The 12,882-nt window shown below is 59.0% G+C and carries 14 protein-coding genes; 9 read left to right on the forward strand and 5 right to left on the reverse strand.

The window, feature by feature from the left end; translation table 11 throughout:
• Positions 1-26: 26 nt before the first annotated feature.
• From PQR63_RS02300 to PQR63_RS02310, 3 genes are read right to left on the reverse strand one after another with little or no spacing between them, the layout of a single operon-like run.
• Entirely contained in the window at positions 27-473 is a 447-nt protein-coding gene (locus PQR63_RS02300; protein WP_408165276.1) for an Lrp/AsnC family transcriptional regulator, read from the reverse strand.
• Positions 474-485: 12 nt separating this feature from the next.
• Positions 486-1,265: an amino acid ABC transporter ATP-binding protein gene (locus PQR63_RS02305; RefSeq protein ID WP_408165277.1), complete on the reverse strand. Its 780-nt coding sequence runs from the start codon at positions 1,263-1,265 to the stop codon at positions 486-488.
• A gap of 1 nt (position 1,266) precedes the next feature.
• Positions 1,267-1,935, reverse strand: coding sequence for an amino acid ABC transporter permease (locus tag PQR63_RS02310; protein ID WP_408165278.1), 669 nt, complete (start codon positions 1,933-1,935; stop codon positions 1,267-1,269).
• Positions 1,936-2,363: 428 nt separating this feature from the next.
• Between PQR63_RS02310 and PQR63_RS02315 the strand changes: the two genes are divergently transcribed.
• Both PQR63_RS02315 and PQR63_RS02320 read left to right on the forward strand, forming a co-directional pair.
• Positions 2,364-3,131, forward strand: coding sequence for an SDR family NAD(P)-dependent oxidoreductase (locus PQR63_RS02315; protein WP_408165279.1), 768 nt, complete (start codon positions 2,364-2,366; stop codon positions 3,129-3,131).
• 32 nt (positions 3,132-3,163) lie between these two features.
• Positions 3,164-4,432, forward strand: coding sequence for a D-amino acid dehydrogenase (locus PQR63_RS02320; RefSeq protein ID WP_408165281.1), 1,269 nt, complete (start codon positions 3,164-3,166; stop codon positions 4,430-4,432).
• A gap of 42 nt (positions 4,433-4,474) precedes the next feature.
• Here PQR63_RS02320 and PQR63_RS02325 read toward each other — a convergent pair whose 3' ends face one another.
• A complete protein-coding gene (locus tag PQR63_RS02325; RefSeq protein WP_408165283.1) occupies positions 4,475-4,915 on the reverse strand; it encodes a hypothetical protein in 441 nt (146 codons plus the stop codon).
• A gap of 213 nt (positions 4,916-5,128) precedes the next feature.
• Here PQR63_RS02325 and PQR63_RS02330 point away from each other — a divergent pair, with 213 nt between their 5' ends.
• Positions 5,129-5,704: a cell division protein FtsI gene (locus PQR63_RS02330; protein ID WP_408165285.1), complete on the forward strand. Its 576-nt coding sequence runs from the start codon at positions 5,129-5,131 to the stop codon at positions 5,702-5,704.
• 815 nt (positions 5,705-6,519) lie between these two features.
• Here the strand turns inward: PQR63_RS02330 and PQR63_RS02335 are convergent.
• Positions 6,520-7,203: a flagellar basal body L-ring protein FlgH gene (locus PQR63_RS02335; protein ID WP_408165287.1), complete on the reverse strand. Its 684-nt coding sequence runs from the start codon at positions 7,201-7,203 to the stop codon at positions 6,520-6,522.
• A gap of 633 nt (positions 7,204-7,836) precedes the next feature.
• On the opposite strand from PQR63_RS02335, the gene PQR63_RS02340 reads away from it, so the two are divergent.
• From PQR63_RS02340 to PQR63_RS02365, 6 genes are all read left to right on the forward strand, one after another.
• Entirely contained in the window at positions 7,837-8,622 is a 786-nt protein-coding gene (locus tag PQR63_RS02340) for an ABC transporter ATP-binding protein (protein ID WP_050480030.1), read from the forward strand.
• A 70-nt stretch (positions 8,623-8,692) separates the two neighbouring features.
• Positions 8,693-9,703, forward strand: coding sequence for an ABC transporter substrate-binding protein (locus tag PQR63_RS02345; RefSeq protein WP_408165289.1), 1,011 nt, complete (start codon positions 8,693-8,695; stop codon positions 9,701-9,703).
• Positions 9,704-10,564: an ABC transporter permease gene (locus tag PQR63_RS02350; RefSeq protein WP_408165291.1), complete on the forward strand. Its 861-nt coding sequence runs from the start codon at positions 9,704-9,706 to the stop codon at positions 10,562-10,564. It abuts the gene before it with no gap.
• A 14-nt stretch (positions 10,565-10,578) separates the two neighbouring features.
• Positions 10,579-11,355: an SDR family oxidoreductase gene (locus PQR63_RS02355; RefSeq protein ID WP_408165293.1), complete on the forward strand. Its 777-nt coding sequence runs from the start codon at positions 10,579-10,581 to the stop codon at positions 11,353-11,355.
• Positions 11,356-11,407: 52 nt separating this feature from the next.
• A complete protein-coding gene (locus tag PQR63_RS02360; RefSeq protein ID WP_408165295.1) occupies positions 11,408-11,947 on the forward strand; it encodes a cupin domain-containing protein in 540 nt (179 codons plus the stop codon).
• Between the two features lie 30 nt (positions 11,948-11,977).
• The gene (locus PQR63_RS02365) at positions 11,978-12,877 is read left to right on the forward strand and encodes an alpha/beta fold hydrolase (RefSeq protein ID WP_408165297.1); all 900 of its coding nucleotides are present in this window, start codon (positions 11,978-11,980) and stop codon (positions 12,875-12,877) included.
• Positions 12,878-12,882: the final 5 nt, after the last annotated feature.

Genomic DNA, 12,882 nt, shown 5'->3' on the forward strand with positions numbered 1-12,882 from the left:
AGTAATAACAGCGCGAGATAGGTGGCTCAGCGATCAATCTTGCGCGACAACACAATCGAGGTCGTGGTCTTGATCACGCCGTCAATCTCGCCGATCTCATCGAGCAGTTTGTCGAGTTGTTCCGCCGAGCCGGCGCGTAGCCAGGCGACGTAGTCGAACTCGCCGCTGACGGAGCAGAGCTGTTCAATCTCGGGGATGCGCTTGAAGCGTTTGAGGACGTCGCGTGCGGTCTTGGCTTCGACCGTGATGCCGACGTAGGCGTGCAGGCCGCTATCCAATACTTCCTGGCCGAGCTTGACGGTATAGCCGGCGATGACGCCGTTTTTTTCCAGCCGCGCCAGCCGCGCGACGACCGTGGTGCGCGCCACGCCAAGCTTGCGCGCCAGGTTGGCGACACTCTCCCGCGCCGATTGCTGCAACAGCGAGATCAGTTTGCGGTCGGTGTCGTCGAGCAGATCGAGGCGGGCGGTCATGGGGTGTGTTGCTTAGCCGTTGAAGCGGGTCAGGAAGGATTGCGTCGCCGCCTGTTGTGGATTGTCGATGACTTGCGATGGCGGGCCGGCTTCGACCACGACGCCGTCGCGCATGAAGATGACCTGATCGGCGACTTCGCGGGCGAAGGCGATTTCATGCGTGACCAGAATCATGGTCATGCCGTCGGCCGCCAGCGAGCGGATCACGTTGAGCACCTCGCCCACCAGTTCCGGATCGAGCGCCGAGGTGGCTTCGTCGAACAGCATCACGCTCGGACGCATCGCCAGCGCGCGGGCAATCGCCACGCGCTGCTTCTGGCCGCCGGACAGACGCTGAGGATAGATGTCGGCGCGATCGGACAGGCCGACTTTCTGCAACAGTTCCAATGCATAAGCGCGTGCTTCCGCCTTGGGTTTGCGCAGCACGGTGAGCATGCCTTCCATGACGTTTTCCAGCGCGGTCATGTGCGGAAACAGGTTGAAATGCTGGAACACCATGCCGGTGTTGGTGCGGAACTTGGCCAGCTCGCGATCCTTCAGCGGTTTCGATGCCTTGTCTCCCTTGCCGAAGCTGAAATCCTGCGCACCGACGCGGATACTGCCTTGCTCAGGCACGGTCAGCAGGTTGATACAACGCAGCAGCGTCGACTTGCCGGAACCGGACGGCCCGATCATGGCGACCACGCTGCCCTTGTTGACCTGCAGCGAAATATCCTTGAGCACGACGTGCTCGCCGAAAGCCTTCTTCAGATTCTTGATTTCAATCATGACTTCGTTTGTTGGATTGCTCATCTCATACTCCCTGTTGCGCGTTCAGGCGGTTTTCCAGGCGCTTGGCCCAGATCGTCGCAGGCAGCAGGATCAGGAAGTAAATCACCGCAACCATGGTGTAGATTTCCAGCGGGCGATAGGTCTCGTGCGCGATGATCTGGCCTTGATACAGCAGATCAGGTACTGCCAGCACCGACAGCAGCGAAGTGTTCTTCAACTGCATGATGGACTGGCTGACCAGCGGCGGCGTCATGCGCTTGAATGCCTGCGGCAGGATCACGCGGCGCATCAGCTGGAAGCGCGTCATGCCCAATGCACAGCCGGCTTCGCTCTGGCCGATATCGATCGAGACGATGCCGCCGCGGATGATTTCCGAATAGAACGCACCGCCATACAAAGCCAGCGCCAGCAAGGCCGAGGTGCCGGCGGACATTTCAATGCCGACCAGCACCGGCAGGGCGTAGTAGAACCACACCAGTTGCACCAGCACTGGTGTACAGCGGAATACTTCGACATAAGCGCGCAGCGGGCCGGAGATAAACGGGTTGGTCGACAAGCGGCCCAGACCGACCAGCAAGCCGATCAACAGTCCCAGCAAAACGCAGGCGATGGTGTAAGCCAGCGTGTAGCCGAAGCCCACTGCAATGACATTACGGAATTGCCATAGCGCGGCGAAGTCCCAGTGATACATCGTGTTTCCTTTTTACTCTTTAGTGTCAGAACCTGCGTAAAACCAACCTGCGCATGCCGCCTGTGCGGGCATGGCGAGAGCAATCGCGGCGGAAGTCCTGTGAATGTGTCTGAATTCTTGTATGCCTCAATATCTGCCGTGAAGGCAGCATGAAGCGTGCCAATAGCCTGCCGGCAGCGTGCCGGTTGAAGTGAAATGGACGGTAGGTCTGACCAATTTCCCCTTCCCGAAAACCCCGCAATTGTAATGGAGAATACCCTCGGGGATGTAGCAGAAGCTGTTGTGCAGCGCTTCTGCAGCGCTGTTGCGACGGGTTTTTGACAGCCGCCTGACAGGGTTTGCGGCTTATTGGTTAAAATAGCGCCACTGTTTTTCCTCCGGCCTTGATCCGCCTTCCACCTGTTTCTTCTTCAGTTTCCTCTTCGCCAATGACTCCATCCAAGACTGTGCAGCGCGTGATCCTGATTACCGGCGCCGCCCGCGGCATTGGCGCAGCCACCGCAAAAGCGGCCGCCGCCGCCGATATGGGCATGGTGCTGCACGCGCGCAGCGATTCGCCGGAGTTGCAACAGACCGCTGCGGCCTGCCGCGAGCGCGGTGCGCATTGCGTGACGGCTTTCGGCGATATGGCCGACGTGAGTACTGCCGCCGCCTTGCGCGACGTCGCGCTTAATACTTACGGTCGTCTGGACGCGCTGGTCGCCAACGCCGGCTTTGCCGACCGCAAGCGCATCGGCGAACTGACGGCGCAGGATTGGTCACGTTCCATCGACGCCTTGCTGGGGGGATTCTTCCAGCTGGTGACGGCATGCAAGGATGTTCTGCAAGCGTCGCCCGCCAGTCGCGTGGTGGCGGTGAGCTCGTTTGTTGCGCACGTCTACCGACTGGGTGAATCCGGCTTTCCGGCGTCAGCCGCAGCCAAGGCCGGCATTGAAGCGCTGGTGAAATCGCTGGCGGTACAGCTGGCGGCGTCCGGCGTCACCGTCAACGCGGTTGCGCCCGGCTACGTCCAGAAGTCTGACCCCAATAAATCCGCCATCGACCCCGCCGCCTGGGCCGCCGCGCTGGAACGCATCCCCATGCACCGCCTCGGCCAGCCGGAAGAAATCGCCAACGTCATCGCCTTTTTGCTGAGTCCCGCCGCTTCATACGTGACGGGACAAATCTGGCATATCGATGGTGGCTTAACTTTATAAACAATTAATCAGCTGTACTAAGCGAAGCAATCATGCACATCATCGTCCTAGGCGCCGGCATCGTCGGCGTAACCACTGCCTATTTTCTGCACGAAAAGGGCTATACCGTCACAGTGGTCGACCGCCAGCCCGACGTCGCTGCCGAGACCAGCGTCGGCAACGCCGGTCACGTCTGCCCGTCCTACGCCACGCCGTGGGCGGCCCCGGGCATGAAAGGCAAGTCGCTCAAGTGGTCGGTGCAAAGCTGGCTGGGCATGGAAGCGGCGCTGCGTTTCACACCGCGTCTGGATCCGCACCAATGGCGCTGGCTGAGTCAGTTCCTGTCCCAATGCAATGCCGAACGCTATGCCGTCAACAAGGCGCGCATGGGCCGGCTGGCGCGTTACAGCCACACGCAGTTGAAGGCGATCCGCGAGCGTCTCGACATTCAGTACGAACAAACTACGGTCGGTAACCTGCAATTGTTCCGCACGCAAGAAGGCATGGACAACGCCGGACTCGCCGCCAAGGTGCTGGCCGAAGCAGGTGTCGCCTACGAGTTGCTGGATGGAGATGGTTGCGTCGCCTTCGATCCCGCCCTGCGCGATGCGCGTGACCAATTGGTCGGCGGCATGCTGTTGCCGCAGGATGAAACCGGCAATTGTCCCTTGTTCGCGCGCGCACTGGCCGACTGGCTGAAGTCGCAAGGTGTGAACTTCGTCCTCGGCACTACGGTGCAGCAGATTGAATTTGCCGGCGGCGCCGTCACCGGCTTGCGTACCGCGACTGGCGTGCTCAAGGCCGACGCCTATGTCGTCGCCTGCGCCAGCGCTTCGGTGGCGTTGGTCAAGCCGCTGGGTTTGCAATTGCCAGTGTATCCGGTCAAGGGTTACGCCATTACCGTGCCGGTCAGCGATCCCGATGCAGCGCCCAAGAGCGGTGTGATGGATGAGTATTACAAAGTGGCGATTACCCGCATGGGCTCCAACATCCGCGCCGCCGGTACGGCTGAGATCGGCAGTTGGGATACCAAGGTGACGCCGCGCGATTGCGCTACCGCCATCAAGTCGCTCAAGCTGCTATTCCCGCGTGGCGCCGATCTTGGCAGGATCGAGTACTGGGCCGGCCTGCGCCCGATGACGCCGGACGGGGCACCGCTGATCGGCGCCACGTCTTATTCCAATCTCTATCTGAATGCCGGTCACGGCTCCAACGGCTGGACTACCGCGTGCGGTTCCAGCCGGCTGATTGCCGACAAGATTGCCGGTGTTGCCACGGAAATCACCAGCGATGATCTGAGTCCGTTGCGCTCGTTCCAATAACGTAGCTCGCGGACTTGTTCCGGCTTTGCGGCGGGAACAGGTTTAGCGACTGAATACGGTATTGATGTTATCGCTATTGCTGAACGCGCTCAGGGCCCAGCCCGCACCGGTCTTGTAAAAGATGAACTGCCAGGGAATGGCCTGTTTTTCCGCCTTCTCTATATAGACCAGCTTGAGCAGCGAGTCCCCCACCTTTTCGCTGCGGATAAATTCGTAACCCACCGACGACCCGATGAACTGCTCCAGTTGCATGCGCGAGTTGCGCGCGCTGACGCGAGCACGATCAAGCGTATTGACGTCCGCCAATGCATACGGCGTCATCGCAGAATAAGCATCGTCGGTTCGGCCCTTGCCGGCGGCGGCCATGACTTTGTCGGTCAGCTGGCGAACTTCCGCCTCGCTCTTGAGCGTATCGGCGGCGGCGTTATACGACGCCGTCAACGCGCAGGCGGCGAGGGCAATGGTGGACAGCAAAGTGCGCATGATGCGATCTCCTGGAAAAAACGTATGACCGCCGTGATTGTGCCTTTGTTGCAGGATTCGTGCTGTGGGGATCGTTTGTTTGCAGGCGTCGCCTACAGAAAAGTACATATGTAAAGTATTGCCCGTGTTGGCGTAAATCAGCGTAAAACCGGACGAATTCGGGAACATCGGCAGATATGATGAATTTCAATCATTGTCGAACCGGTCGCCATCATGATCAAACTTCTCATCGCTTCTGCCAGTATCGCCTCCCTTTCCGGTTGCGTCATTCTGTCACCGAGTCCGATTGTCGAGGCGGCCAATCTGCTCGGTTCGGCCATCACCGGCGTATCGTCGATGACCCCGGCCACGCCACAAAATCCTGTTGTCTTTGCGCACGCGCCGATCAAGGAAGTCTGCATCGAGTGGAACGGCGCCGTCGCCTTGAGCGACTTCGTACCGAGCCTGCAAGGTGAGCTGCAACGCCACGGCGTGCCGAGCCGCGTGTATGACGCCGGCACGCAACCCGGCAGTTGCCCGATGACGCTGGTCTACAGCGCTTACATCAAGTGGGACATGCGGACTTTCAGCAATGCTTACACGCCCTATCTGACCTTTGCGTCGGTGACCTTGCGCAAGGATGGGCGTGTGGTGGGTAGCGCCAGTTACAAGATCGGCTCCATTGCTCAGGATAAGTGGTCTTCTACCAGCAGTAAGCTGGGGCCGGTTGTGGATGCTTTGTTGATTAGCAATCCGGTTGTGGAGGCTAATAATTCGGCGGGGGCGCCGGTGGTGTTTGGGGGGTCTTGAGGTTGTCGGTGTGTTGTTCCTACCTTGCTTGTGTTGGTAGCTTAGATTGTTCTTTCTTCGATCAAGCTTGCCGGGGGTGGCCCGGCAGCCACTCACTTTTCTTGCTTCGCCAAGAAAAGTAAGCAAAAGAAGGCGACCGCTAGGTCGTAGCCCCTTCGGGGTTCCCGGCGCCAGCGGGTGAAAATCGGGAAGGGAAAACAACTCGCTACGCTCAGACATTTTTCCCTTCTTAATCCGATTTTCACCCGCTGACACCGGCTACTCTCAAGCGGACTTCGAGACCGGCTCGCTTCGCTTTGCCTTGGGGTGGCTCGCCTTCGGCATCGTAGCTTCAAGCGCTGCTGATGCTGCAACTTCAATCCTATTTTTTTATTTCGTCGTCCCAGCGAACGCTGGGATCCAGTGACGTTTGCGCTTACTCATCCGTCTTCACGACTCTGGGTTCCAACTTTCGTTGGAACGACAGAGTAAATAAGGCCAGAGAAATGTAAAACCATCGCAGTACCCAGGCGATGCGAAGCGAGTCCGTCTCGAAGTCCGCTTGAGAGTAGCCGGTGACGGCGGGGTCAAATCGGAAAAAGAAGGGAAAAATGTCTGAGCGCAGCGAGTTGTTTTCCCTTCCCGATTTGAGCCTGCCGGCGCCGGGGACCCTCGAAGAGGGCTACGACCCAGCGGTCGCCTTCTTTTGCTTACTTTTCTTGGCGAAGCAAGAAAAGTGAGTGGCTGCCGGGCCACCCCCGGCAAGGTTGATCGAGGCAAGAAAAGATCAAGTTACAACAAACGGTAGTCGGAACAAAACCAAAAACCACCACCCATCACCAAAACGTCAAAATACTCCTGAAAAACTGCTGCATCCACCCCTGCGAATTCGCATCCGCCACCGTCCCGCCCCCAACCTGCTCCAAGCGCGCATCCGCCACATTGCTGGAAGAAACCACATTCCCCCCGCGAATATCCCGCGCCCGCACCACACCCGAGAAGCGCAAGGTATTGATCGAGCCGTTCATCCCGATGCGCTTTTCGCCCGCAACCACCAAGTTGCCATTGGGGAGCACTTCAATGATCGACACCATCAGGCTGCCGGTCATGCTGTTGGAATTGTCGGTCTGACCGGTGCCCTTGAACGAGTCGCTGCCTGACGCCGTCGCATTGATATTGAAGACCGATGCCAGCAAACCGCTCATGGATGAACCAGCGCCGGGGCCGACTTGCTTCAAGGCGGTGTCGCGGCTGTTGCTGGTGGTCGACTTGTTGCTGCCGGTGAGCGATTCGGAGATGTCGATCTTGAGGATGTCGCCGACATAGTGGGTGGTCGATTCTTCAAACAGCTGGGCGCTGCTCACGCGGAAGATCGCGCCGTTGTTCTCTACATTGGCGACCGGAAAGGCCGGACGCACGCTGGTCGGCCCCTGCACCATTGGCGGCGGACTGCTGCACGCGCTCAGTAAACACAGAAGTCCCGCTCCATACGCCACATAAGCAATGCGCTGCTGAATCATGATTTTCCCCCGAAGACAATCGATAGCTGGCTGACAGATAGGCCCGCAACCGAGAGGCCCTCGCGGCCATCATCGGGGCAAAGTCTGTAAGCGGGCGTTAACGCCTCGTAAATCAGGGAAAACCAATCTCAAGAAGCGTGAAGGAAGCTCAAGAAATATCAAGACGGTTTGTGTCGTCTATTTTTGGGGCGACTTTTGAAAGGGCTGCGGCAAGAGAAAATTGCTCATTAGTAATTTCTCTCCGATTCGGTCGGCTGCCGGATCGTCTGGAATTGGTGCAAGCCGCACCGCCAAAGCGCGCCAGCGCGTTTCTTTGGTGAACAGGTGTCTGAAATATGAGACAGAAATGCGATGGAAGCCGTGATTTTGGCGTGGCACACATTATGCAATAAGTGAAAAACAGTTCTTATATAAACCATCAAACCATATATGAAACAAAAAGAGCTATCTTTTTGCCGAATATCTGCTATATTTGATTCGTATATCTCACATTTGGTTTGTAGTTTTATATATGAGACAACTGATGTTTGTGCCGCACCCGCCACCTACCGGTCGCCGGCTTCAACAAACGTCATGTAATTAGGCGCGAGGGCGCTAAAGCAACAAGTAATAAGTAACCAACCAAGAGGCATCATGATCGAAATCGAATTTCGCAACGTCGGCAAAAGCTTCGTCGACCGCCAGACTTCCCAGGCCCGCGCCGCGGTCACCAACGTCAACTTGTCGATTCGCAGCGGCGAAGTGGTTTCCATCATCGGCCCTTCCGGTTGCGGCAAGAGCACGCTGCTGAATATGGGAGCGGGTTTGTACCTGCCGACCTCCGGTGAAGTCATCGTCGGCGGCCAGCGCGTCACCAAGCCGGTTCGCAACGTCGCCTTCATGCTGCAAAAAGACTTGCTCATGCCATGGCGCAATATCCGCGCCAACGTCTCCCTCGGTCTGGAAATCGACGGCGTCAGCGCCGCCGAGCGTAAGCGCGTGGCCGATGAGTTGCTGGCCAAGTGTCACCTCAAGGGCTTTGAAGAGCACTATCCCTACCAACTGTCCGGCGGCATGCGCCAACGCGCTGCGCTGGCCCGCACGCTGGCGGTTGATCCGCAAGTGCTACTGATGGACGAGCCGTTCTCGGCACTGGATGCGCAGACCAAGATGGTCTTGCAGCAGGATCTGGCCAAGATGCTCTACGAAAAGAAAAAGACCGCGCTCTTCATCACCCACGATCTGGTCGAAGCGATCGCCTTGTCCGACCGCCTGCTGGTCATGAGCGAGCGTCCAGGCACCATCATCGAAGAGATCGAAGTCAACCTGCCTTTCCGCGACAACCCGCTGGAGCGCCGCAAGCTGCCGGAAATCGGCCCGCTGCAAGGTCGCCTGATGGAGTTGCTCAAAGTCGGTAAAGAGACAGCAGAGCTGCACTGATTCAGTAGACACACTCGACACATCCCGACATTCAACCTGATCACCACCGAACAATAGGAGTGAAGCAAGCATGAAAAAATTTCTCGCCTCTTTCTGTAGCAAACTGGTCCTGAGCGCCGCCGTTGCAACGACACTGGCCACTACCGCGCTGGTGCCGGGCATTGCCCACGCCGCGCCTGAAGAAGTGACCTACCTGCTGCCCGCGCCGCCGAACTCCCCGGCCTTCGCACCATGGGTGCTGGCGCAGCACAAGGGCTATTACGCTGACGAAAACCTCAAGATCAACTTCATCGTCGCCAAGGGCGGCGTCGACGTCGCCAAGCAAATCGGTGCAGGCAATGCCGTCATCGGCGGCGCGATCGGCGACACACCGATCGTGGTGCGCGCCAACGGTATCCCGGTCAAGGCCATCGCGGTTCTCGGCGCAGGTTCGATCACCATGGTCGCCGCCAACGCCAACGAAAACATCAAGTCGCTGAAAGACCTCAAGGGCAAGACCGTCACCGTGATGTCGTACACCGACACCACGTACTACGCTTTCCTCGGTTCGCTGCGCACCGCCGGCCTGTCCAAGACCGACGTGCAGATCCAGGCTGCCGGTCCTGCAGGCGTGTGGCAGGTCTTCACCGCAGGCAAGGCATCGGCATTTGCCGGCGTGCCTGACTGGGTCGTCAACTCGACCGATGCCGGCGCCAAGGTGGATCTGCTCGACAACGGCGGTTTCAAGAGCATGGCGCAAGCGATCCTGGCCTCCGACGACACCATCAAGAACAAGCCTGAATTGCTCAAGCGCCTGGTGCGCGCCACCCTGCGCGGCATGCAAGACATCATGAAGGATCCGAAAGCCGCCGCCAACGACTACGTTGCCGCGCTGCCCGCCTACAAAGGCAAGGAAGCCAGCATCGAAGCAACCTTTGAGATGTATCGCAAATACGTCTACGCCGGTCAGAAGACACTGGGTCAGATCGACGCCGCACGCATGGACAGCGTGCAGAAGTTTTATGTCAGCGAAGGCATCGTGACCAAGGCCACACCGGTCAACGAACTCTTCACCAATCAATTCGTTGGAACAGCAAGATAAATGGATACCTCTACTACTGCGACTGCAAACCACATGAGCACGCCTGACAACACCATGCCAGTTACCAAAGTAAAGCGCCAGCTGCTCAGCGAGCGCACTCGTACCGTGTGCGGCAGCCTGGTGGTACTGGTCATCTTCCTGGCCGCATGGCAATGGGGCCCGGGCTGGCTCGGCATGCCGGAATACATCCTGCCGAACCTGTCGCATGTGCTCAAGGAATCGGTGGTCATGTGGAACCACAATGACCTCCTGACGCACTTCGGCATCACCGCCATAGAAGTGGTGTTCGGCTTCCTGTTCGGTGCCTTGCTGGGTCTCGCGGTCGGCGTTGCACTGGGTTTGTCGCCACGCGCCGAAGCCATGCTGTCGCCCTACATCCTGGCCTTGCAGATTGCACCGAAGGTCGCGTTTGCACCCTTGTTCGTGATGTGGCTGGGCTACACCATTTATCCGAAGATCATCGTCGCCGTGCTGATCGTGTTCTTCCCGATCATGATCAACGTGTTGTCGGCCATCCGTACGGTCGATCCTGACATGGTCAACCTGGTGCGCACGCTCAACGCAGGCCGCTGGCAAATCTTCCACCTGGTGGAGTTCCGTTCGGCCTTGCCGGCGCTGTTCTCCGGTCTGCGCATCGCATCGACTTTGTCCGTCATCGGCGTGACCGTCGGCGAACTGGTCGGTGGCAACCAAGGCCTCGGCTATCTGCTGGTCGACGGCGAAGGCCAGGGTAATACGGCTGCTGTGTTCGTCGCCATCTGTGCGCTGACGCTCATCGGTATCGTGACTTACGGTTTTGTGGTCTGGGCTGAACGCCGCGTGCTGCACTACCTGCCTAAAGTGCACACCAGCACGGTTTGATGGAACAACAAGACATGACCCCTTCACCGCAACTATCTCATCAGCTACTGGCCGGTCGCCGCATCCTGATCACCGGGGCGGCACGCGGCCTGGGTCTGGCCTTCGCCACTGCGGTGGCGCAAGCCGGCGCCAGCGTGGCCATGGCCGACATCCTGCAAGACACCTTGCAAGGCGCGGTCGCCGACCTGCAAAAGCGTGGCCTGAAAGTCGCCGGCTTCATCGTCGACCTGGCCGACCCGCTGTCCATCGACGCCTGCGCTAAAGAAGCAACGCAATGGCTCGGCGGTCTCGACGGTCTGGTCAACAACGCAGCGATCACCAATTCGGGCGGCAAGACTAGCGAGCAACTGTCCATCGAGATGTGGGACAAGGTCATGGACGTCAATGTGCGCGGCACCTGGCTCATGACCAACGCCTGCCTGCCGGCATTGCGCCAGTCAGGCCGCGGCAGCGTCGTCAATCTGTCGTCCGACACGCCGCTGTGGGGTGCCACCAACCTGCTGGCCTATGTCGCCAGCAAGAGCGCGGTGATCGGCATGACACGTTCGCTGGCGCGCGAACTGGGCGGCGACAACATCACCGTCAACGCCGTCGCACCCGGCCTGACGCTGGTCGAAGCCACCGAATACGTACCGAAAGAACGCCACCAGACTTACCACGACCGCCGCGCCATTCAGCGCGACCAGTTGCCGGAAGACGTCTGCGGCGCTGTGGTGTTTGCCTTGTCCGATTTATCCCGGTTTTACACAGGGCAAGTCATGGCCGTCAACGGCGGCTTCGTGATGAACTGAATCAAAACCGATTACAACCGATTACGTTTCCTGACCTACCAAGGAGAAAAGAATGACCGATATGTCTGAGCAAAACAACGTCAAGCGCAGCTGGGATCAACCTGAAGGCAGCAGCTTCGGCGACTGGATGGAATCGCGCGTGGCACGCCTGTCCACCCGCAAGTACGACTGGGATGCGCTGAAGTTTCAGGCTGACTACGATCCGAAATACCGCCGCGCGCAAATGCGCTACATCGGTACCGGCGGCACCGGCGTTGCAGTCGACACCAACGTGATTCCTTCGGAACATTTCACCTTCTCGACCATGATCATTCCGGCCGGTCACGAAGGTCCTCCGCATCTGCACATCGACGTCGAAGAAGTGTTCTTCGTGTTGCGCGGCAAACTCAAGCTGGTGCTGGAAAAAGACGGCGAACGTTTCGAAACCATCCTGACTGACCGCGACGTTGTCTCGATTCCGCCGGGCGTGTACCGCGAAGAAATCAACATCGGCGATGAAGACGCGCTGATGTGCGTGATGCTGGGCGCGAAGAAGCCGATCACGCCGACCTATCCGCCGGAACATCCGCTGGCTTCGATCAAGCGCGGTTAAGCAAGCTAAGCAAGCACAAAGAGACCAGCCATGACTCCGCACGCACCCGCTTCCGTCACTTGCGCCGAAACGCTCAGGGACTCGCTGAGCCTGCTCGAAGGGCGCTTTTCCGAAAGTACCGTCGATATCGGCAACGGCAAGATTGTGTCCTACCGCTCCTGCGGACGCGGCCCGGTCATCGTGCTGTTGCACGGCATCAGTTCGGGCGCGGCATCGTGGTTGCAATGCGCGTTGCGTCTTGAGCAAGATGCCCAGGTGATCGCCTGGAATGCACCGGGTTACGGCCGCTCGACGTCGCTGCCGCACATGCAGCCGACGGCCGCCGATTATGCCGAGCGTCTGGAGCAGTTCCTGGAAGCGCTGGGCATCACCAACTGCGTGCTGGTCGGTCATTCGCTCGGCGCCATGATGGCATCGGCCTATGTCGGCAAAGGCTACAAGCGTGCGTCGCGCCTGCTGCTGATCAGTCCGGCGCAAGGCTACGGCAGCGAGGCCAAGCGCGAACGCGGCCTGAAGATTGCGCAAGAGCGTCTCGATGTACTGCGCACCATCGGCGTCGAAGGCATGGCCGAGCGCAGCCCGGCGCGCATGCTGTCGGCGCAGGCCGGCGATGCGGAACGCGCCTGGGTGCGCTGGAATATCCAATGGCTCAACCCGGTCGGTTACACGCAGGCGGTGCACATGCTGTGCGGCGACCATCTGCGTGCTTATGCGCCGCGCGACAGCCTCGGCGACGTGCCGGCAACAGTCTACTGTGGCGCTGAAGACGTGGTCACCACGCCGGACGACAGCCGCGAACTGGCCTGGAATTTGAATTTGCCGTTCCACGTGATCGACAATGCGGGCCACGCCTGCTACATCGAGCAACCGGGAGCGGTAGCAGCAGCCATACGTCACCAACTCAGCGGTCACCTTTATAAACTTAACTAAAAAAG

Source organism: Herbaspirillum rhizosphaerae (assembly GCF_046025915.1).
GTDB lineage: Bacteria > Pseudomonadota > Gammaproteobacteria > Burkholderiales > Burkholderiaceae_D > Herbaspirillum > Herbaspirillum rhizosphaerae_A.

Bases quoted from the DNA above. Each gene is read 5' to 3' on its own strand.
- PQR63_RS02320 (WP_408165281.1), top strand. From the start codon at position 3,164: ATGCACATCATCGTCCTAGGCGCCGGCATCGTCGGCGTAACCACTGCC.
- PQR63_RS02360 (WP_408165295.1), top strand. From the start codon at position 11,408: ATGACCGATATGTCTGAGCAAAACAACGTCAAGCGCAGCTGGGATCAA.
- PQR63_RS02330 (WP_408165285.1), top strand. From the start codon at position 5,129: ATGATCAAACTTCTCATCGCTTCTGCCAGTATCGCCTCCCTTTCCGGT.
- PQR63_RS02325 (WP_408165283.1), bottom strand. From the start codon at position 4,915: ATGCGCACTTTGCTGTCCACCATTGCCCTCGCCGCCTGCGCGTTGACG.
- PQR63_RS02305 (WP_408165277.1), bottom strand. From the start codon at position 1,265: ATGAGCAATCCAACAAACGAAGTCATGATTGAAATCAAGAATCTGAAG.
- PQR63_RS02340 (WP_050480030.1), top strand. From the start codon at position 7,837: ATGATCGAAATCGAATTTCGCAACGTCGGCAAAAGCTTCGTCGACCGC.
- PQR63_RS02365 (WP_408165297.1), top strand. From the start codon at position 11,978: ATGACTCCGCACGCACCCGCTTCCGTCACTTGCGCCGAAACGCTCAGG.
- PQR63_RS02345 (WP_408165289.1), top strand. From the start codon at position 8,693: ATGAAAAAATTTCTCGCCTCTTTCTGTAGCAAACTGGTCCTGAGCGCC.
- PQR63_RS02300 (WP_408165276.1), bottom strand. From the start codon at position 473: ATGACCGCCCGCCTCGATCTGCTCGACGACACCGACCGCAAACTGATC.
- PQR63_RS02350 (WP_408165291.1), top strand. From the start codon at position 9,704: ATGGATACCTCTACTACTGCGACTGCAAACCACATGAGCACGCCTGAC.
- PQR63_RS02310 (WP_408165278.1), bottom strand. From the start codon at position 1,935: ATGTATCACTGGGACTTCGCCGCGCTATGGCAATTCCGTAATGTCATT.
- PQR63_RS02355 (WP_408165293.1), top strand. From the start codon at position 10,579: ATGACCCCTTCACCGCAACTATCTCATCAGCTACTGGCCGGTCGCCGC.
- PQR63_RS02335 (WP_408165287.1), bottom strand. From the start codon at position 7,203: ATGATTCAGCAGCGCATTGCTTATGTGGCGTATGGAGCGGGACTTCTG.
- PQR63_RS02315 (WP_408165279.1), top strand. From the start codon at position 2,364: ATGACTCCATCCAAGACTGTGCAGCGCGTGATCCTGATTACCGGCGCC.